The 20,059-nt window shown below is 47.3% G+C and carries 21 protein-coding genes, 2 tRNA genes and 2 rRNA genes; 6 read left to right on the top strand and 19 right to left on the bottom strand.

All coding sequences use genetic code 11. The annotated features are described in order from the left end of the window. Nucleotides 1–175: 175 nt before the first annotated feature. The 3 genes from GLV97_RS07310 to GLV97_RS07320 form a co-directional block, all read right to left on the bottom strand. Nucleotides 176–1,354, bottom strand: a complete 1,179-nt coding sequence (locus GLV97_RS07310; RefSeq protein WP_160889400.1) for a GTP-binding protein — start codon at nucleotides 1,352–1,354, stop codon at nucleotides 176–178. A 111-nt stretch (nucleotides 1,355–1,465) separates the two neighbouring features. Next, nucleotides 1,466–1,735, bottom strand: a complete 270-nt coding sequence (gene rpsN / locus GLV97_RS07315; protein ID WP_160839496.1) for a 30S ribosomal protein S14 — start codon at nucleotides 1,733–1,735, stop codon at nucleotides 1,466–1,468. A 59-nt stretch (nucleotides 1,736–1,794) separates the two neighbouring features. Continuing rightward, on the bottom strand, nucleotides 1,795–2,172 hold the full coding sequence (locus tag GLV97_RS07320; protein WP_160889401.1) for a hypothetical protein: 378 nt from the start codon (nucleotides 2,170–2,172) through the stop codon (nucleotides 1,795–1,797). Between the two features lie 439 nt (nucleotides 2,173–2,611). On the opposite strand from GLV97_RS07320, the gene GLV97_RS07325 reads away from it, so the two are divergent. Together GLV97_RS07325 and GLV97_RS07330 are read left to right on the top strand one after the other, a co-directional pair. Beyond that, nucleotides 2,612–3,547, top strand: a complete 936-nt coding sequence (locus GLV97_RS07325) for an ornithine cyclodeaminase family protein (RefSeq protein ID WP_160889402.1) — start codon at nucleotides 2,612–2,614, stop codon at nucleotides 3,545–3,547. 316 nt (nucleotides 3,548–3,863) lie between these two features. Next, on the top strand, nucleotides 3,864–4,325 hold the full coding sequence (locus GLV97_RS07330) for a DinB family protein (RefSeq protein ID WP_337194086.1): 462 nt from the start codon (nucleotides 3,864–3,866) through the stop codon (nucleotides 4,323–4,325). A 189-nt stretch (nucleotides 4,326–4,514) separates the two neighbouring features. Here the strand turns inward: GLV97_RS07330 and GLV97_RS07335 are convergent, their stop codons facing one another. The 4 genes from GLV97_RS07335 to groES all read right to left on the bottom strand — a co-directional run bounded on the left by GLV97_RS07335 (nucleotide 4,515) and on the right by groES (nucleotide 8,265). Beyond that, nucleotides 4,515–4,961, bottom strand: a complete 447-nt coding sequence (locus tag GLV97_RS07335; RefSeq protein WP_160839504.1) for a threonine/serine exporter family protein — start codon at nucleotides 4,959–4,961, stop codon at nucleotides 4,515–4,517. Nucleotides 4,962–4,979: 18 nt separating this feature from the next. Further along, entirely contained in the window at nucleotides 4,980–5,723 is a 744-nt protein-coding gene (locus tag GLV97_RS07340) for a threonine/serine exporter family protein (protein ID WP_337194085.1), read from the bottom strand. A gap of 572 nt (nucleotides 5,724–6,295) precedes the next feature. Next, entirely contained in the window at nucleotides 6,296–7,930 is a 1,635-nt protein-coding gene (gene groL / locus GLV97_RS07345; protein ID WP_160839536.1) for a chaperonin GroEL, read from the bottom strand. 50 nt (nucleotides 7,931–7,980) lie between these two features. Then, nucleotides 7,981–8,265: a co-chaperone GroES gene (gene groES, locus GLV97_RS07350; RefSeq protein ID WP_027955522.1), complete on the bottom strand. Its 285-nt coding sequence runs from the start codon at nucleotides 8,263–8,265 to the stop codon at nucleotides 7,981–7,983. 262 nt (nucleotides 8,266–8,527) lie between these two features. On the opposite strand from groES, the gene GLV97_RS07355 reads away from it, so the two are divergent. Continuing rightward, the gene (locus GLV97_RS07355) at nucleotides 8,528–9,238 is read left to right on the top strand and encodes a CPBP family intramembrane glutamic endopeptidase (protein ID WP_160839538.1); all 711 of its coding nucleotides are present in this window, start codon (nucleotides 8,528–8,530) and stop codon (nucleotides 9,236–9,238) included. A 4-nt stretch (nucleotides 9,239–9,242) separates the two neighbouring features. Further along, entirely contained in the window at nucleotides 9,243–9,440 is a 198-nt protein-coding gene (locus GLV97_RS07360) for a YdiK family protein (RefSeq protein WP_160839540.1), read from the top strand. Between the two features lie 127 nt (nucleotides 9,441–9,567). On the opposite strand, the gene GLV97_RS07365 is transcribed toward GLV97_RS07360, so the two are convergent. Continuing rightward, nucleotides 9,568–10,977 carry an MDR family MFS transporter gene (locus tag GLV97_RS07365; protein WP_160889404.1) on the bottom strand — a complete coding sequence of 470 codons (1,410 nt, stop codon included), beginning with the start codon at nucleotides 10,975–10,977 and terminating at the stop codon, nucleotides 9,568–9,570. Between the two features lie 186 nt (nucleotides 10,978–11,163). Here GLV97_RS07365 and GLV97_RS07370 point away from each other — a divergent pair, with 186 nt between their 5' ends. Then, nucleotides 11,164–11,985: an SDR family oxidoreductase gene (locus GLV97_RS07370; RefSeq protein WP_160889405.1), complete on the top strand. Its 822-nt coding sequence runs from the start codon at nucleotides 11,164–11,166 to the stop codon at nucleotides 11,983–11,985. Nucleotides 11,986–12,023: 38 nt separating this feature from the next. Here GLV97_RS07370 and GLV97_RS07375 read toward each other — a convergent pair whose 3' ends face one another. Continuing rightward, entirely contained in the window at nucleotides 12,024–12,683 is a 660-nt protein-coding gene (locus GLV97_RS07375; protein WP_160839565.1) for a redox-sensing transcriptional repressor Rex, read from the bottom strand. A gap of 14 nt (nucleotides 12,684–12,697) precedes the next feature. Next, nucleotides 12,698–13,186 carry a cyclic pyranopterin monophosphate synthase MoaC gene (gene moaC, locus GLV97_RS07380; RefSeq protein WP_160839567.1) on the bottom strand — a complete coding sequence of 163 codons (489 nt, stop codon included), beginning with the start codon at nucleotides 13,184–13,186 and terminating at the stop codon, nucleotides 12,698–12,700. A 159-nt stretch (nucleotides 13,187–13,345) separates the two neighbouring features. Here moaC and GLV97_RS07385 point away from each other — a divergent pair, with 159 nt between their 5' ends. Then, nucleotides 13,346–15,280, top strand: coding sequence for an ABC-F family ATP-binding cassette domain-containing protein (locus GLV97_RS07385; protein WP_160839569.1), 1,935 nt, complete (start codon nucleotides 13,346–13,348; stop codon nucleotides 15,278–15,280). 322 nt (nucleotides 15,281–15,602) lie between these two features. Here GLV97_RS07385 and tsaD read toward each other — a convergent pair whose 3' ends face one another. The 9 genes from tsaD to GLV97_RS07430 all read right to left on the bottom strand — a co-directional run. Beyond that, the gene (tsaD, locus tag GLV97_RS07390; protein ID WP_160889406.1) at nucleotides 15,603–16,646 is read right to left on the bottom strand and encodes a tRNA (adenosine(37)-N6)-threonylcarbamoyltransferase complex transferase subunit TsaD; all 1,044 of its coding nucleotides are present in this window, start codon (nucleotides 16,644–16,646) and stop codon (nucleotides 15,603–15,605) included. Beyond that, nucleotides 16,643–17,086: a ribosomal protein S18-alanine N-acetyltransferase gene (rimI, locus tag GLV97_RS07395; RefSeq protein ID WP_160839573.1), complete on the bottom strand. Its 444-nt coding sequence runs from the start codon at nucleotides 17,084–17,086 to the stop codon at nucleotides 16,643–16,645. Before rimI ends, tsaD begins: the two co-directional genes overlap by 4 nt. Nucleotide 17,087: 1 nt before the next feature. Further along, nucleotides 17,088–17,774, bottom strand: coding sequence for a tRNA (adenosine(37)-N6)-threonylcarbamoyltransferase complex dimerization subunit type 1 TsaB (gene tsaB, locus GLV97_RS07400; protein ID WP_160889407.1), 687 nt, complete (start codon nucleotides 17,772–17,774; stop codon nucleotides 17,088–17,090). After that, the gene (tsaE, locus tag GLV97_RS07405; protein WP_160839577.1) at nucleotides 17,771–18,226 is read right to left on the bottom strand and encodes a tRNA (adenosine(37)-N6)-threonylcarbamoyltransferase complex ATPase subunit type 1 TsaE; all 456 of its coding nucleotides are present in this window, start codon (nucleotides 18,224–18,226) and stop codon (nucleotides 17,771–17,773) included. The genes tsaB and tsaE overlap by 4 nt, the downstream gene beginning before the upstream one ends. After that, nucleotides 18,227–19,213: a thiamine-phosphate kinase gene (gene thiL, locus GLV97_RS07410; protein WP_160889408.1), complete on the bottom strand. Its 987-nt coding sequence runs from the start codon at nucleotides 19,211–19,213 to the stop codon at nucleotides 18,227–18,229. It lies immediately after the preceding gene. Nucleotides 19,214–19,347: 134 nt separating this feature from the next. Then, nucleotides 19,348–19,424, bottom strand: a tRNA-Asp gene (locus GLV97_RS07415). A gap of 71 nt (nucleotides 19,425–19,495) precedes the next feature. Continuing rightward, nucleotides 19,496–19,572 (bottom strand) — tRNA-Met (locus tag GLV97_RS07420). Between the two features lie 36 nt (nucleotides 19,573–19,608). Beyond that, a 5S ribosomal RNA gene (gene rrf / locus GLV97_RS07425) occupies nucleotides 19,609–19,722 on the bottom strand. A gap of 148 nt (nucleotides 19,723–19,870) precedes the next feature. Beyond that, a 23S ribosomal RNA gene (locus GLV97_RS07430) occupies nucleotides 19,871–20,059 on the bottom strand; the annotation flags it as partial.

Genomic DNA, 20,059 nt, shown 5'->3' on the forward strand with positions numbered 1-20,059 from the left:
GTAAATGGTAATCATTACGATAGATTCCGCAAATTTCAGCCAGCCTAAAATCATTGAATACCTTAACCCAAAACTTAAAATATATGCTGATCTTCACCGCTCATGATTAAGACTTGAAGCAACGCTTGGTGTAGGGCATCGCAGCCTCTATGAGGTTGTGATGCCTTTAGTTATCTCAGTCGGTAAAGGATGGTAGTGGGTCATGGAGATCGTGCCAGTCCAATCTCATTTCTTCATCTGTCAGCAGGCAGTGATCGAGTCCCTTGATGATTTCTTCCTTATCCATTTTCATACCGATAAATACCAGTTCCGTCATACGATCTCCATATTCATCATCCCATCGTTCGGCTAACTCTGGTTCTTCTTTCAGGATTTCTTCCTGTTCTTGTTCTGGATACACCGCTATCCAGTCCCCGACTCCTTGGATAACGAGAGAAGGTCCAGCCTGAGATAACAACCCAGACGTGTCATTTCTCGAAGCCAGCCAGAAGAATCCTTTGGATCGAACGATTCCTTCCGGCCAGTTCTCCAGCCAATTCATCCAGCGTTCCGGGTGAAACGGCCTCTTCCTCCGATAAACTAAAGAGCCAATCCCGTATTCTTCACTTTCCGGGACATGTTCTTCATTTAGTTCTTTTATCCACCCTGCTCCCTGAATGGCTTGTTCAAAATCAAATAAACCTGTATTCAGAACTTCATGGAGAGGCACTTGGCTGTAAGTCGTATCCACAACTTTGGCATGAGGATTTAATTGTTTGATAACAGCCTTTAATTCCTCTCTATTGACTTCTTCTACTAAATCGATTTTATTCAAAAGAATGACATTCGCGAATTCAATTTGGTCGATTAATAGGTCGATCACTTCTCTAACATCGTTTTCATCAGCCCCTTGATTACGGTCCAGTAAGGTTTCTCCTGACCCATAATCATCCCAGAAACGATTGGCATCGACGACGGTTACCATGGTGTCTAACCGGCAGTGGTTACCAAGGTTGATTCCCAGTTCTTCATCTTCATACGTAAAGCTCTGGGCAACGGGAATGGGTTCTGATATTCCGGTGGACTCAATAACGATATAATCAATGTCCAGGTTGGAAAGCTTTTCTACCTCCTTAATTAAATCGTCCCTCAGCGTACAGCAGATACAGCCATTCTGTAATTCAACCAGCTTTTCCTTTGTCCGGCTGAACCCACCCTGCTTAATCATACCTGCATCTATGTTGACTTCACTCATATCATTTACAATAACCGCAATTTTTAGGTCCTCTCTATTGTGTAACAAGTGGTTTAACAGCGTCGTTTTTCCGGACCCTAAATAACCACTCAAAACGGTTACTGGTATCTTCTTTGGCATGTTTTCTCCTCCTTAGCGGATGGCATGAGTCATTCCGCCGCTCCTCCAGCACCCTTGAATTCGAGCACCAATGATGATTTACTCAGCTATTCATACCCGCACCCTTTTCGCTTACCAGCTTGATTTTTTCACACCTGGAACCTGTCCTTTATGAGCATATTCCCTAAAAGCAATACGGGACATTTTGAACTTCCTCATATAGCCGCGCGGTCTCCCGGTCACTTCACACCTGCCGGTCAAACGAGTGGGAGAAGAATCACGCGGAAGCTTCCTTAGTGCTTCGTAGTCTCCTTTCGCTTTTAGTTCTCTTCGAAGATCAGCGTATTTCGCTACCATTTCCTGTCTCTTTTTTTCTTTTGCTACTTTTGATTTCTTAGCCATTTAAAATCAACCTTTCTTTTATATGTAATGATTACTATTTAACTTAAAGCAAAAAAAATTCACTTCTGCAAACGATCAACACGGGGAATAGATACAAAAAATACTTTATGATTTTCTTTCAACTGTGACCTGGAGAGAACAAATTCCGTGCAATCTTTCCACTTAACCGCGTCCATCATCGGTATAAGCTGGCGGCTGATCTCTTCTTCTACCTGCTTCATGACGTTCAGAAGTTCAAACAAAGTCATATTGAAATGTTTCGCTGCGTGCTCATGCGGCGAAACACTCCTGAGATGAGTCATAAATTGTTCTCGAGAATCAACTTCCTCTGCAATATCATCTTCCATCTTTATCACATAATGATATAGATCTTTCTGTTGTTCAGGCAGAGTGCTGAGAATGTTCTCCGTTAGGATTTTCTGTAGATATTCACTCATGATCTCACCTCTGTATGTAACCTTGGCCTCTTAGAGAAGCTGGGTTACGATTGCCGTTTTCATTTCGTGACACACTCCATTTATTCTCCTCATAGACAACCTGCAACAAATCTAACTACGTGCAATAAATAGTAATCGTTACGATTAAATGAAGAATACTGTTATTAAATCATAATTTCAAATCCTTGGCAACAACTTTCTTGTACATTAAAAAATCTTTGTTAATCCATATAGCAGAATCTCTCCTGTTTTCTTCTATTTTTATGCCCAATTAATATCCGCAAACATTGTTCCATAATCATAAGTGGTCTCCCCTTCCCGCCTCAAAATTCCATGCTCTCTAATGACGTTTTATAGTCATACACCAGATTCAGCAGGACTTTCACTTGTTCAGAAAGATTTGATAGTATCTGTAGTAAATCATAAAGGAGGGATAGTCATGAAAGTCATATCGAAAGAAGAGATTACGAGTAATTTTTCTATGAAGGAAACGATGGACAGCATCGAATCTTTTTACGCCAAAAAAGAGAGCGAATTCATTTCGCCGGACCGAATGCATATAGAAGATGGGGAGAATACGGCTTTGCTGATGCCGGCCTTTTATGGAGATTATTACTCCACGAAACTTGCAGGCGTTGCTCCTGAAAACAAAAATGCTGGAAAAGACACAATCCACGGCTTGATGGTTCTGAATGACCGCAAGACGATGGAACCCCTTTTCTTGTGTGATGCCATTGCCATTACGGCCCTTCGTACGGGCGCTCTGGGAGGGCTCGGAATCAAATACATGGCTAAAGCAGACGCGGAAACGTTAGGCATTATCGGAACCGGCACACAAGGATGGAGTCACCTGGAATCAGCCCTTGCTGCCAGAGATATCAAACATGTACATATTTATAACCGCACCGAAGAGAAAGCCCATCAGTTTAAAGTAAAAGCAGAGACCCGCTTTCCGCAAGTCACGTTTACCGTTTCCTCTGTAGAAGAATTAGCCAGACAGTCAGACATTATCGTAACAACTACGACCTCCACCACACCTGTACTTCTTGAATTACACGATTCAGATTGGAAAGGCAAACTCATTGTAGGAGTCGGCTCCTTCCGCCCTTCCATGCAGGAAATCTCTGATCAAGTACTAAGAATCGCTGATGAAGTATTTGTAGATGCCAGATCAGCCCTGCATGAATCCGGGGATATGATCCAGGCCGGGCATTTACGTTCGGGCTTAGAGAACTCCTGGGACCTCGAAAAAATCATCACCGAAAATGATCCGCCGCAGGATTTAGAAGAAAAGACGATCGTTTACAAATCTGTAGGGGCTGCCATATTTGATTTAGTTGTTGTTCAATCGATATATGAAAAGCTTTATAAGTAAGAGATATCTGTCATTGCTTTGGTCGATGCCTTTTCCCCCCATTTGGCTGAAGCTTTGCTGGATGGGGGATAAGTGCCTTTGCAGTAAACCCTTTTTTCTTTTACCCGCTGCGCACAAGTCTTCATGTGTGCACCAGCGGGTACTGATGTAGATTCCCCTTACCCATGTTCTTTATAGATCTAAAATGATCAGTTCCAAAAGCTCGGGCTCCGCTTCGGGCTTCTTTTACACCCTCGTTCATCTCATGTGATAAAATCAAAAAAGAAATCGTAATTTTTACACACCTAAGGGAGGAGCAATCCTGGATCAGTCATTCATTAAAACGAGAGAAAAGTTGATCAGTTTGCTAAGGCATTTAAATGATTACGAGTTAAATACTGCTACGGAACTTGGAGGTTGGACGGTTGCACAGGTGGTCGATCATCTGGCAGTGGCTGAGGTGAATTTTCTAGGGCTGGTGGAGAACGCTATGAAGCAGAAACACATAGGACATGCTGAGGAAAAAGATTTCTCCATCCTGCGGGATCGTTCCGTGAAAATGAAGGCACAGCAGGAGCCTTCCACTGTCCACAAAAATGCAGAATACTGCATCCAATTGCTGCAGAACTCAAGAAACGCAACCGAAGCTTTTTTAAATGAGAACAAATACATCGAACGATATGTCGTGTCCCATCCGCGATTTGGAGATATTCCTGCCAACAGCATTTTCACTCTCATAGCCGAGCATGAACAACGCCACATTGAGCAGATTGAAGAGATTTTAGAGGCTATTAAGTAAATCATTGTTCACATGTTATTTGAGGATACAGTGATACGTGCCCATGTTTTCTCGCCTTTTAAATAATGGAATATCCTTTACGCTGCTCGGCAGTCATACCTGCCTGCAAACTATTGTAGCTGAATGCCAAAACAGGGATTAATTCCGTGGATTATAAAGACAAACAAAAGCGCAAGTGAGGCTCACCCATTACCTCATTTGCGCTTTTGTTTGTCTTATCTTTTTTATAATCTGATTAAGCACTTCCGAGAACACGAGCCCAAATGCAATAGCACCAGATATCATAAAAGCTTTCGCTGCAATAGAGATTGCGGCGCTGTAGTCATTTTGTACAAAGTTCCGCATCGCGTCATAAGCGAGACTTCCTGGTACGAGAGGAATAATCCCTGGTACGCTAAATATAATCATAGGCGTTTTGTTTATCCTTGCCAGCATCTGGCTGACCATGGCAATAACAAAGGAGGCGGTGAGTGTAGCTGGGACACTGTCGACTTCTCCCCATACTAAGGATATGTAAATGACCCAACCAATCATGCCGACAAGACCGCATTTGATGATTGTATTTCTTGGCGCCTGATAGATGATCCCAAAGGCAGCTGATGCAAAAAAGCTTGCTATGGCGTATTCAATCAACATAGTCATTCCTCACGATCTCTAAAATAGTGCAAACATCACAGCAATACCTGCCCCAATTGCAAAAGCTGTTAAAAAAGCCTCCGCCCCCTTGGCGAGTCCTGAGATCAGATGGCCTGCCATCAAATCTCTTACAGCGTTGGTGATGAGCAGACCAGGGACCAACGGCATGATTGAACCGATAACGATCTTATCCACTTCCTTCCCAATACCGAATGAAAAAAGGGAGAAGGCTGTAAAACCGATCAACAATGAAGCAACGAATTCAGCAACGAATTTAATTTCAAATAAACGAATAAAGTTAATCAATGCAATAAACCCCAGTCCTCCTGCTAAGCAGGCTGGCAGGAAATCGTACCAGCTCCCCTGAAACATGATAGTAAAGAAACCACTTGCTAACGTGGCAGCGATGATTTGCATGCGCATGGAATAGTCTGTAGGACTGGTTTCAATCGTTCTGAGCTCTTTATACGCTGCTTGAGTAGACAATTCCCCACTTGCAATCTTTCTGGAGACATTATTCGCAAGGTTCACTTTCTCGAGATTTGTCTCTCGTGCCGAAACTCTTACTAATTTTGCATGGGCACCAGGGCTGATCGTAAACATAATCCCAGTAGGTGTTACATAACTTTGGGATTCATCCCGTCCGAAAGATTGGGCAATCCGCGTCATCGTATCTTCCACACGATAGGTTTCTGCTCCATTTTGCTGCATGATCTTCCCCATTAATAAACATAACTCAATCAAGTCCTCTGTATCCTCCACTCGGTCACCTCCATTCGTATTCCAGTATGTTTAGTGTAATTATTCCTATACTAAAAGCTTAAACCCTTAAGATTTCCACCATCGCGAAATTTTTTCACTTTCTTTTGAAAAAATGGCCGGATCTTAGCTCCATATTTGTTCTTAACGGCTTCCCAATGTTGATGTTCATCAAAGAATATTCGTCGTAAAATATTCCTCCATACAAGTACAATATCACATCACCCAGGGCTGGAGTATTGTGCATTCTTTACTTTGAACAAAACTAATAAAAGAACTATCAGGAAAAGAGGTATGCATTAGCCCCCTTTTACACCTAAGCTTCTTTACTGTATAAACCATTCGGCTATGAGGACTTTAGATATTCATAATATCTGCTCTTTTTTCCGTTGGCTAAAATGTACTGCCTTCTAAAAAAACTGAAATAAAAAAGCACAAAAGGACTACATCCTTTATTTAGGAAGTAGTCCTTTGATTACTAACTATTTATACATGACTTGAAGAGTTCCAGAGACTTTTTTTGTGTTTCAAACTGTTTATAGAAAAAGCCTATTACATAAGTGGTTTGAGCGTTATTACATCATGCCGCCCATTCCGCCCATGCCACCCATATCCGGCATACCGCCACCGGAGTTATCTTCTTCTGGGTGATCCGCTACGACCGCTTCAGTAGTCAAGAACATAGCGGCTACGGATGCTGCGTTTTGAAGCGCTGAACGAGTTACTTTGGTTGGGTCAACGATACCCTGCTCAACCATGTTTACCCATTCGCCTGTGGCTGCGTTGAAGCCGACGCCGACTTCTTCGCCTTTCAGACGCTCAACGATGATGGATCCTTCAAGACCTGCGTTGTGGACGATCTGGCGGACCGGCTCTTCAAGCGCACGTAAAACGATGCTTGCACCTGTCGCTTCGTCGTCGACAAGGCCAAGGCCTTCGACAGAGTTGATGATGTTGACAAGCGCTGTACCACCACCGGCTACGATGCCTTCTTCTACAGCTGCTCGAGTAGAGTTCAAGGCGTCTTCGATGCGTAGTTTACGCTCTTTCAATTCTGTTTCTGTAGCAGCGCCGACTTTGATGACAGCTACGCCGCCGGAAAGTTTAGCAAGACGCTCCTGCAGTTTTTCCTTGTCGAATTCAGAAGTCGTTTCTTCTGCCTGGGCACGGATTTGAGCGACACGGGAAGAGATCTGCTCAGGGTTTCCGGCACCTTCGACGATGGTTGTGTTTTCTTTAGTGATGACCGCTTTGGACGCGCGTCCAAGCTGATCGATGGTTGTATTCTTCAATTCAAGACCAAGATCTTCTGTGATGACCTGGCCGCCCGTAAGTGTCGCAATGTCTTCAAGCATCGCTTTACGACGATCACCGAAGCCTGGAGCTTTAACAGCTACCGCGTTGAATGTACCGCGCAGCTTGTTCACTACAAGTGTAGCAAGTGCTTCGCCTTCAACGTCTTCAGAGATCAATAGAAGCGGCTTGGACTGCTGAACCACTTGCTCAAGGACAGGAAGAACTTCCTGGATGTTGTTGATCTTCTTATCTGTAATTAGAATGTATGGATCTTCAAGAACCGCTTCCATCTTATCCTGGTCAGTGACCATGTAAGGAGAAGCATAGCCGCGGTCGAACTGCATACCTTCAACCACTTCAAGCTCAGTGTTGAAACCTTTGGATTCTTCAATCGTGATAACACCGTCGTTACCTACGCGCTCCATAGCTTCAGCGATCAGCTGGCCGACTTCGTTGTCAGCAGCAGAGATGCTTGCGACCTGCGCGATGGAATCGCGGCCTTCGATCGGCTTGGAGATTTTGCGAAGCTCTTCCGTTGCTACAGCTGTCGCTTTCTCGATTCCTTTACGGATACCGACAGGGTTCGCACCGGATGTTACGTTTTTAAGACCTTCGCGGATCATCGCCTGAGCAAGAACCGTTGCTGTCGTCGTACCGTCACCGGCCACATCGTTGGTTTTGGAAGCAACTTCGGATACAAGCTGAGCACCCATGTTTTCGAAGTGGTCTTCCAGCTCGATCTCTTTTGCGATCGTTACACCATCATTTGTAATGAGTGGAGAACCGAATTTTTTATCAAGAACGACGTTACGTCCTTTTGGTCCGAGTGTAACTTTAACAGCATTTGCTAATGTATCTACACCACGCAGCATGGAGCGGCGTGCGTCTTCACTAAATTTGATTTCTTTAGCCATTTAAAATGCCCTCCTCATTAATATCGTATGTTTAAGTAATTTTGAAGAATTTACTGAATGACAGCAAGTACGTCGGATTCGCGGAGAATCAAATATTCACTGCCTTCATACTTCACTTCGGTACCTGCGAATTTGGAGTAGATCACGCGGTCGCCGGTTGCGACTTCAAGTGCTACTTTCTCGCCGTGTTCGGTTACGCGGCCGTTACCGACAGCAACAACTTTACCTTCCAACGGCTTTTCCTTCGCAGAATCCGGAAGTACGATTCCGCTTGCAGTAGTCTGCTCTTCTTCAACTAGTTCAATGACAATACGATCACCAAGTGGCTTTAACAATTAGGACACCCTCCTTGATATGGTTGTTTCAGATTTTGGTCGTTTATTAGCACTCGACATAGGTGAGTGCTAACACAATTCTTATCATAATCAATTCACTTCTGTTTTTCAAGTAGAAACTCTAGAAATTTATCCAAGTTTTTCGACAAAAATCGCACGTTCCTGCGTATCGCTTACGTGTGGTTTTGAAACTGTGATAAAATACATAAAGTATGTAGTGCAGGAAGTGTTCCTGCTGCTGAATAAAAGGAGTCGTAAACGTATGCCCAAACGATATTGGTATATCATTTTAACTTATGTAGTGACACAGCTTTCCACAGTTGTCTTCGCTCCGCTTCTGATGGCTGCGGGACTTGAGCAGTTTGACGCGATTGCCATCTGGTCGGTCGTCAGCTTTACAATCGCGACATTGATCATTCTGCTGCTGCTCCGTCCGGAAAGAAAGGATGCGTACGCACGCGATGAAAAAGCCGGTGCCGGAAAAGTCATTCTCTGGTCGATCGCCGGCGTATTTCTCGCTTTATTCGCACAAGCGATTGCCGCCACCATTGAACGCGAGGTGTTCGGTGTGCCGGCTGGTTCGGAAAATACGATGGGCTTGATGGAAATTGCCCGGGAAGCCCCGCTTTTCATTCTACTCCCTGTTGTGTTCGCTCCGATTACAGAAGAGATTATTTTTCGTAAAATTATCTTTGGAGAAATTTACAAACGTACGAACTTCCTGCTTGCGGTCCTCGTTTCCGCGCTCGTATTCGGTGCGTTCCACTTCGACTTTAAGCACATGTTAGTCTACTTCTCCATGGGTGTTGTATTCGCCTTCCTATACGTCAAAACAAAACGAATTATTACACCAATCGTGGCTCATATGGCGATGAACTCGTTTGTTGTCGCAACCCAGTACTTTTTGACAGAGGAAGATATCCGCCGGATGCAGGAGCAGATCGAGACGATCTTCATTGGAGGGTTATTCTAAATCTATGAGAACATCTCCATTATTCATGGCGCTGTTGTATTTTTCCTTAGGGATTGCCTTTACGTATATTGCCGCCCAGGCAGCGGTTGAAACGATCTGGAATGCAACGACGATCATTTTGTCGCTTGTCGCCACCTTCAACATTGCCGTGGCCGTTCGTTTATACAACCTTCATAACAAAATTAAGAATACGAAGAAATAAGAAAAACGCAGGCGTGATGCCTGCGTTTTTTTATGTTTATTAAGGTGGCCGTGCCTGCGGGCAGTCATCCACCGATAAGCGGAACACGACCATCCACATACTTTCCAGGCGAGAACAAGCCCTTTAATTATGCTTCCTTTTCATCCTCATTCGGAACGCCTTTCAGAATAAAGGAAAACGGCAGCGCAATCAGCAGCACAACAGCCGACACAAGGAAAGCTTCATTTAATGTCTGCAGGGTGGCTGCCTGCATATCAATATCTCCTCCTGCGGAAATCTGCGCGCGGCGGACTTCATAATAAATAGAGAAAAAGACGATACCGAGCGAGGAGGAAATCTGCCGGATGATGTTGTTCATCGCACTTCCCTGTGCGACCAGATGCTCAGGAATGGCATTCATTCCGGACGTCGTCGCCGGCATGTTCCCCATCCCCATGCCGAGACCGCGCACCGTATTCAAGGCGAGAATCATCCAGTATGGGGTGGAAAGGTTCAGCATCCCAAGACCGAGCGTCGCCAGGGCCATAATCGCAAGACCCGGCGGAACGACGTACTTCGGCCCCTTTTTATCAAGGATCCGTCCGCCGATCGACATGAACACTCCGCTCGCAGCGGCTGCCGGCAGGAACAACAGCCCTGTCATGACTTCATTCAAGCCGTAGACATTTTGAATGAGCAGCGGCAGCAGGAAAATCCCTGAGAACAATCCGATCGACGCAGCCGAAGTCACCACGATCGACACAGAATACGTCGGTACCTTGAAGACCGATAGATTGAGAAGCGGATCGTCCTGACGGTTTTCGTAATAGACAAACAGAACGATTGCCAACAATCCGACCACCACAAGTGTCAGGTTCAACGGATCCATCAATTTATCCAATGTCCGCCCGCGCCCGAGCGCGAACAACACGGATCCGATACCTAAGGAAATGATAAGAAACCCGACAAGATCGAACTTCTTCTCCGGATGAGTTTCCGTCCGCTCCAGAAACTTCGCGGATAAAATCAGCCCCGTCAGGCCGAACGGAATGTTGAAGGCGAACAGCCACGGCCAGTCCACATACTGGATGAGCAGTCCCCCGACGGTCGGACCGATCGCTGGAGCGACCATCGCCGCAACTCCGTATACCCCGACCGCGAGCCCCCGCTCATGTCTCGGGAATGAATTGAAAATGAGCGCCATGGCAATCGGCAGCATCAAGCCCCCGGCCATCCCCTGGATTGCCCGGGAGATGATCACCATGCTGAGCGTGGAGGAAAAGAAGCCCGATAACGAACCGAGGATGAAAATAAACAACCCGGTCAGATAGACCTTCTTTTTCCCAAACCGGTCAGCGAAATAGCCGGTCAGCGGCATCGTCATCCCCATGGCGACCATGAAGATCGTTAAGATCCACCCGACGGCTACGGCGTTGGAATCAAAGATTTCAATGAACCGCGGTAAAATCGGGTTCAGCATACTATTATTTAAGATGACGGTAAACGTTCCAAACAGAACCGATATGACGACAAGCCATTTATTCGGCAGCTTACTCATAGATGTCCCTCACTTTCTGTCGATTCGTACACTATTATCTACTATACCACCTCGGAAACGGATTAACCCTTCCATCCGCCATTCCCGCTTGTTTTTCATCAAATGAGCAGTGTAAGCGTTCCCTTATGTTTCCAGTCTATAACCCCTGGGTACCATACAATCAGATGAATAAAGGAGGAAGATCATATGGGACGTTTAGATAATAAAACGGCGGTCGTTACAGGAGCCGCAACAGGAATCGGAAAAGCGACCGTGAAGCTTTTCGCACAGGAAGGCGCCCGCGTCATCTGCGCCGATGTCGATGAAGAGGATGTCCGCGAAACGGTTGAAGAAATCAAAAACAATGGCGGACAGGCAGAATCGTACGCCCTGGATGTATCCGAACAGGAAAGCGTCCGCGTTTTTGCCAATTATGTAGAGGAAACGTACGGAACGATTGATGTGCTGTTCAACAACGCCGGCGTCGATGAAGAAGGCGGCAAGGTGCACGAATATCCGGTCGATTTATTCGATCAGATCATTTCCGTTGATCTTCGAGGCACCTTTTTAGTCAGTAAATATCTGCTTCCCCTCATGTTTGAAAAGGGTGGTTCGATCATCAATACATCATCCATGTCCGGACAGGCGGCTGATCTGGACCGCTCCGGCTACAACGCAGCCAAGGGCGGAATCACCAACTTTACCCGGGCGATGGCGATTGATTACGCACGCCAGGGCATCCGTGTAAATGCCGTATCCCCGGGCACGATTGAAACCCCGCTTGTGGATGAACTGGCCGGTACGAAAAAAGAAGAGGAAGGCCGTGAATTCCGGGAAGCACAGAAATGGGTGACACCGATGGGCCGCTTAGGAAAGCCGGAGGAAATCGCCTCCGCCGCCCTCTTCCTTGCTTCTGAGGAAAGCTCATTCATCACCGGCGAAGATCTTACCGTGGACGGTGGACTGACCGCCTACACGTGGCCGGGAAAAATGCTGATGGACAACAGCTGGAAAGAAACAGCTGAGTAACAAAAAAGACTTAGAGCAGACAACGCTCTAAGTCTTTTTTATGCTTCATCCAGCGGTTCATCCTCCATCAGCGGGTAATGCTTCAGGAAGTAGACGAGGGCCTGCAGTTCAATCGCAAGATCGATATGATGCACCCGCACACGTGATGGAACACTGATACGCGCCGGGGTGAAGTTGAGAATCCCGCTTACGCCCGCTTCCACAAGGCGTTCTGCTATGCCCTGGGCGGCGGAAGCCGGAACAGTTAAGATGGCCACCTCAAGGTCGCCGAGCTTATTTTCCAAGTCATCGATGTGATGCACCTGGACACCGCCGACTTCTGTACCGACCCGCTCCTCATTGGCATCAAAGGCCATTTCGATTTTTGTGTTGTTGTTTTTCGTAAAGTTGTAATTCAGAAAAGCCGTCCCCAGGTTCCCTACACCAATCAGGGCGACCTTCGTCGTTTCATCCTGATCGAGCGTCTTTCTGAAGAAGGACAGCAGATACTCTACATTGTATCCGTACCCTTTCTTACCGAGGGCGCCGAAGTAGGAGAAGTCCCGTCGGATCGTAGCGGAGTCGACTTTCACCGCCTCACTCAGCTCCTTCGATGATACACGCAGCTTTCCCTGACTGTGCAGGTTATTCAAGAAGCGGTAATACAGGGGCAGCCGCTTGGCTGTCGCCTGGGGAATTTTCGCTTGTTCCATATCCATTGCTCCGACCTCCTTTAACGATCCGTTCGTTTATAGTCGCCATTTTTGCCACCGGTCTTCTCCGACAAATACGTCGGTCCGATGACCATCCCTTTATCAACGGCTTTACACATGTCATACACTGTAAGCGCAGCTGCAGAGGCAGCCGTGAGCGCTTCCATTTCCACGCCTGTGCTTCCTTTCGTTCTGGCGGAAACCTCGATGATCAAACGCGGTTTCTCTCCCTCAAGCTCCCAGTCAAAGGAAATATCGACACCCTTCAACGGCAGGGGGTGGCACATCGGAATCCAGTCCGGTGTTTTTTTGGCAGCCATAATTCCGGCCACCTGCGCGACAGACAGAACGTCACCCTTTTCCATCGTCCGTTCTGTAATTTTATGATAAATCTCCTTGTTCACTTCTACACTTGTGAAGGCGACAGCCGTCCTTACGGTATCTTCCTTGCCGGATATATCCACCATCCGGGCACGGCCTTCTTCATTGAAATGACTAAATTCCGCCATTGGCACGTTCCCCTTTTTCTACATGGTTCTGATTGAAACACTACTCTTATTCTACCAAAAAATCAAACAAGAGTCGCCAACGATCGCTTTTCAGACGGGGGATTCTGTTGCTAGCGGGTATGAGGATAAGATACACTTAATTCATCGAGGTGAAACGACATGATTCTCATGCAGCTGAATCAACTGACGAAGCGTTTCGGCGCCGAGTTGATTTTAACGAATATTAAATTGGAAATACAAAAGAATGACCGGATCGCCATCGTCGGCCGGAACGGGGCAGGAAAATCGACCCTGTTGAAAATTATGGCCCAGGAGATGAGCTACGATTCCGGAGATTTGTTCAAACCGAAAGATACATCCGTCGGTTACTTGGAGCAGCATACAGGCCTGCAGTCCGATAAATCGATCTGGGATGAGATGGAGCAGGTTTTCGACCATTTGAAGGCTCTGGAAAAAGAACTCCGCTCCATGGAAGGACAGATGGCCGATCCTGCATTGATGGAAGATCAGGCGCGCTATCAGCAGCTGCTGAAGGACTACGACCGGAAGCAGGAGCAGTTCAAGACAGCGGGTGGTTATCAGTATGAAGCCGATATCCGCGCCGTATTGAACGGACTCAACTTCAAGGACTTTGATTGGACTACCCCGATTTCCACATTAAGTGGTGGTCAGAAAACACGGCTGGCACTCGGGAAACTGCTGTTGACCAGTCCCGATCTTCTGATTCTTGATGAGCCGACCAACCACCTGGATATCGATACACTGAGCTGGCTGGAAAACTATCTCCAGGGCTACCCGGGAGCTGTAGTCATCGTCTCGCACGACCGCTACTTCCTGGATAAAATCGTCGATACCGTATACGAAATCGCGTTTCAATCGTCGAAGAAGTATCACGGCAGCTACAGCGACTATTTAAAGAAAAAGGAAGCCGACTTCGAGCAGGAAATGAAACGCTTTGAAAAGCAGCAGGAAGAAATCAAACGGATGGAGGACTTCATTCAGAAAAACCTCGTCCGTGCCACCACAAGTAAACGGGCCCAGAGCCGCCGTAAGCAGCTGGAGAAGATGGATAAGCTCGACAAACCGAAGGAAGACAACCTGTCCGCGAAGTTCAGCTTCCAGGCCGCCAGAAGAAGCGGCAATGATGTACTGAAGCTGAGAGACTATGCCTTCCGCTATTCAGACAGCTCATCTTATTTATTCGATAACCTGACGCTTGATTTGAACCGCGGTGACTCTGTGGCGCTCGTTGGACCTAACGGCGTCGGAAAAACAACCCTTCTCAAAACGCTTGTCGGCGAACTGGAAGCGACGAAAGGGAAAAAGCTGATCGGCACCAACGTCCAGATCGGGTATTATGACCAGGAACAGCTGAAGCTTCAGTCAAAGAAAACCGTGCTGAACGAGCTGTGGGACGATTACCCGATGAAAAATGAGAGAGATATCCGCACCATTCTCGGCAACTTCCTGTTTTCCGGGGAGGATGTCCTGAAGCCGGTTTCCGCTTTAAGTGGTGGAGAAAAAGCACGGCTTTCCCTTGCCAAGCTGATGATGCAGGAAGCCAACTTCCTCATTCTTGATGAGCCGACCAACCACCTGGACCTGGACAGTAAAGAAGTACTGGAAGCGGCACTCGTCGACTATCCAGGCACCCTGCTGTTCGTTTCCCATGACCGTTACTTCATCAACAAGATTGCGGATCAAGTCGTGGAGATGAAGCCGGAGAACACCCGCCTGTTCCTCGGGGACTACGATTATTATGTGGAGAAGAAGCAGGAAGAATACGAACTGCAGCAGCTGGAAGAGGCTGAACGCGCCCAGGAAACACCGGCGGAAAAGCAGGCTCCTCCGAAGAACAGCTTTGAAGAAGATAAGGCCGTTAAACGTGAGGAACGCCGCAGAAACCGCCGCATCGCTGAAATTGAAAAGGAAATCGAGGAAGTAGAAGCCGCATTGGAAGAAAATGAAGAGCTTCTCTGTGATCCGGATATTTATCAGGACCACGAACGCTCCCTCGAAATTACCGAAGACAATAAAGAAAAGAATACCCGTTTAGAAGCTTTAATGGAAGAATGGGAAGCTCTTCATGAGTAAATAAGAAAGCCGGCGGATCATCGCCGGCTTTTTTAGACCGTTGAAAAAGGAACGGGTTTTATGATGCTTCCGAAACACTTCCCGGCATCCTGTGCTCCTTCTCTGAACACTGTGAACCACTATTCAATATCCACAAAGTTTTCAACAGATCCACATGCGTATTTACAGTTCTCAACAGGGTTATTCACATTATCCACAGGAATGACCTTGTTTACCCACATAAAATGGCAGCGTTTTCTTCCCAATATCTACTTGCCCACAACCTTTTATTGGAATTCTCACTTATACACATGTGGATAACTAAACAAAAGAAAGCTCCCCTTTAGGAAGGAGAGCCTGTTTTTCTTGCTCCGTACATCTCAAGATCAAGTCCCGGGTTGGCATTCAAATCCCATCCCGAACGGTGCCCTTGATTGAATGCCACAGCACCGGCCGCAGCAATCATCGCTGCATTGTCCGTGCATAAATGAAGCGGCGGAATGAGCAGTTCTGCCTCACTGTTCTCGAATTTTTCCTCCAGCGCTTTTCTTAATCCTTTGTTGGCGGCCACCCCGCCGGCAACGATCATCTGCTTCACACCGTATTCCTCCGCAGCACGTAGAGCTTTCGTAGATAGGACATCGACAACGCTGGCCTGGAAGCTGGCCGCAACGTCCTCGGCCTTCAGCTCTTCCCCACGCTGCTTCGCCTTATGGAGACGGTTAATGACGGCTGACTTCAATCCACTGAAGCTGAAATCATAGGATCCATCCTCAAGCCATGCCCGTGGAAAATCGAGCGTTTCCTCCCCTTCATGAGCCAGACGGTCGATATGCGGCCCGCCTGGATAAGGAAGCTTCAGTGTGCGTGCTACTTTATCATAAGCCTCACCTGCTGCATCATCCCGCGTTGCGCCAATAATTTCAAACGAGCCATGCTCACGCATCAGCACCAGCTCCGTATGCCCTCCGGAGACAACGAGAGCCAGCAGCGGGAACTGAAATTCTTTTTCCAGACGATTGGCATAAATATGACCGGCAATGTGGTGTACACCAACGAGCGGCTTTTGTTTCGCAAAAGCGAGCGACTTGGCCGAATTCACACCGACCAGAAGGGCACCGACTAACCCCGGCCCTTCTGTCACAGCAATGGCATCCATATCATCAATCGTCATGCCCGACTCATCCAGAGCCTGCTGGAGCGTAATGGTCATTTGTTCAATGTGGTGACGTGACGCGATTTCCGGGACCACTCCACCAAATCGCTTATGGCTCTCAATCTGCGAGGCTACGACGTTGGTCATCAGCTCGGTTTCATTTTTTACGACGGCAACGGCTGTTTCATCACAACTCGTTTCGATCGCCAGAATGTATTGATCTTCGTTCATTTTAATCCCACCCACATAACGAGCGCATCTTCCCCATTGTCTGTATAATACCTCTTCCGTACACCACCGGGAACAAGACCGAATTTGCGATATAGACGCTGGGCAGCCATGTTGGAAACACGGACTTCCAGGGAAAGCTGGACAGCCCCCCGCTCGACGGCTTCCCGGCACGTGTGGCCGAAAAGCAGTTCGCCGTATTTGTACCCGCGGTATTCAGGAAGAATAGCAATGTTGGTAATATGCGCTTCATCGATAATTAACCACAATCCACAATACCCGATGATTTTCTCATCCTCTTCCACTACATAATAGAAGGAATAGGGATTGTCGGTCATTTCCTTTTCAAACGTTTCCTGTGACCAGGGGACAGCAAAAGACGCTTTTTCCACCTGCATCACAGCTTCGACATCGTCAATGGTCATTCGCCGGACGGACGCCATCTTACTTGTTCTCCTGTTGGGCCAGCCATTTCGCCTCTGCTTCTGGAAGGCGCAGATAATTCGGAACAAGGTCATGCAGCGGCCCCGGCTCCTGTTCAGCACCGGCAGCTGCAATTAATGAAGGTCTTGCAAATTGGTAAGGGGCAGCCGGAATGACAGCCTGGCTCCCGAGGACTTCAAGAATCCGTTCCTTATGCACAGCTATATCCTGGCTGATAAAGAGAACCTGTTCCCCTGACTCTTTCAGTTCCTGAAGCCAGTCCTCCATCAGCATGTTGCGCTCCTCTTTCACAAGGTTCATCTCTCCATCATACAACCCGGTATAAACAAGACCGCGTCTGGCATCGAAAAACGGGCTGATATGTCCTTGAAAAAAGGCTCCCTGACGTGCGGCTGCCTCCAGGCTGGATACGCCGACCACAGGAATTCCAAGCGACCATGCCATTGTTTTGGCCGTCGTCAGCCCGATACGGACTCCAGTATAGGACCCGGGCCCGTGAGCGACAGCAATCCTGTCCAGTTCTTCCGGCTTCATCTCTGTATCCTTCATAACCTGGTCAATGGCCGGCATCAACCGGATGGAATGGTTCTTTTTTATATGGGTCACATATTCCCCGGCTACATCACCGTCTCTGAGAACAGCGACACCCATTACGTAATTCGAGGTATCGATCGCTAATATATTCATGACAAAATCTCCTTACATACCTGTTCCAATCGAGGAGAGGCTGTTTCAAAGTGAAAGACACGTACGGTATCATCCAGGTACCGGATTGTGATATCCAGACGCTCTTGGGGAAGATACTCCTCAATGAACTGAGCCCATTCCACAACTGTAACCCCGTGCCCGTCAAAATACTCATCAAAGCCGAGGTCTTCATCGCTGTCTTCCAGTCGATAAACGTCCATATGATAAAAAGGCACACGCCCCTGATATTCCTTAATGATCGTAAAGGTCGGGCTGTTAATCGTCCGCCGCACGCCAAGACCTTTCCCGAGCCCCTTCGTAAACGTCGTCTTCCCTGCTCCGAGGTCTCCTTCAAGGGTGAGTACATCACCCGCAGTCAGCTTTTCTCCAAGCCGGACAGCCATATCATTCGTCTCTTCTACTGAACTGCTTCTCCATTCAAATGCAGTCATTTACTCACCCTCTTCCTTTAAATGTGTATATCCGGAGGCCGCGAGTCTTTCCCGCCTTCCGTCTTTATCCAGCCATACACAGGGGCTGGGTGACCTCATATTCTGAACATAACCGATTTTGGTTACACGAACCCCTGCGGATTCAGCCGTTTTTTCAACAGTGGGCCAGTCTTTCTCCGGAACCGTGCCAAGCAGTTCGAAATCTTCTCCACCGGAGAACATCCATGCTTGATAGTGGTCAGGATAACATGTTGACAGAGCTTCAGAGTAAGGAACGGCCTCATGATTGATAATTACTTCCACCTGCGAAGCTTCAGCAATTTCATTGGCTTCACTGGCGATTCCATCACTCACATCATTCAGAGCAATCCTTTGTAAGGATGACAGAGACGAGGCTGTTGTAATTCTCGGCTCCGGTGTACGGTGACGCCTGATCAGATAATCATGGGCTTTGGAGCAGGCAGCTTGCCCAGAAAGCAGATATTCCAAGCCGCCCCTTGAATCTCCAAGCGTACCGGTAACAAAAAGAAGATCCCCCGATTGGGCATGAGACCGGTAGCGGGCTTTATCCTTGGCTACAGATCCGATCACGGTCACGGTGAGCGAAAGCTCCTTTCCGGCCACGGTGTCGCCGCCGATCAAGTCGACAGCATATTTGTCAGCGAGCTGTTTCATCCCTCGATAGACCGATTGAAGTTCTTTCTCTGACCAGCATCTTGGAACCGTAATCGAAACCATGTAAAAACGGGGCGTACTCCCCATCGCAGCCAGATCACTTAAATTAGCAGCGAGCACCCGCCAGCCGATATGTTCCGGCTCCATGGTTTCCCTTGTAAAATGGACACCCTCGACCATCGTATCTACAGCAGTTACAAAATCACCGTCTACCGGACGAATGACAGCTGCATCATCACTGATCCCCTTGATGACCGAGGACTGACGGTAAAACTTCGGTTGTATGGAACGTATAAATGAAAACTCATCCATCATTCTAACCCTTTCCGCACGTTATGATTACTCCTAGTATACCAGGACACGCCCTGTAATAAAAAAATCCATAATAAAAGCCTTAGGAAAGCATCCTAAGGCTGTATGTATAACATTTAAAAGTTTAATAATAGTGGCGGTCCGGACGGGACTCGAACCCGCGACCTCCTGCGTGACAGGCAGGCATTCTAACCAACTGAACTACCGGACCAGCATATGGAAAATCCATTTTAGACAAAAAAATTTTTGGAAGCGCCTGTGAAGCACGACCAAGAAATCATTTGGTTGCGGGGACAGGATTTGAACCTGTGACCTCCGGGTTATGAGCCCGACGAGCTACCAGACTGCTCTACCCCGCGATATTGTGGGAATGTATCCCATGAAATAATGTATCAATCTGGCGACGTCCTACTCTCACGGGGGTAAACCCGACTACCATCGGCGCTGAAGAGCTTAACTGCTGTGTTCGGCATGGGAACAGGTGTGACCTCTTCGCCTTCATCACCAGATCTTTTTTAACTCCTTTTTTTCAAGGACAAGAACTATTATACTGTATCTTGTTTTGAAAATCAAGGTGTTTTTGAAAGTTTTTTTTTGAAAACCCTCAAAACTGGATAAGGAAACATTCATTGATCAAACATCATTCACGAAGTTCATATAGATAAGTCATCGATCCATTAGTATCCGTCAGCTCCACGTGTCACCACGCTTCCACCTCGGACCTATCAACCTCATCGTCTCTGAGGGATCTTATCTGCTCGAAGCAGAGGGAAATCTCATCTCAAGGGGGGCTTCATGCTTAGATGCTTTCAGCACTTATCCCGACCACACGTAGCTACCCAGCGA

Source organism: Halobacillus litoralis, assembly GCF_009856355.1.
GTDB classification, from domain to species: Bacteria; Bacillota; Bacilli; order Bacillales; family Halobacillaceae; genus Halobacillus; species Halobacillus litoralis_B.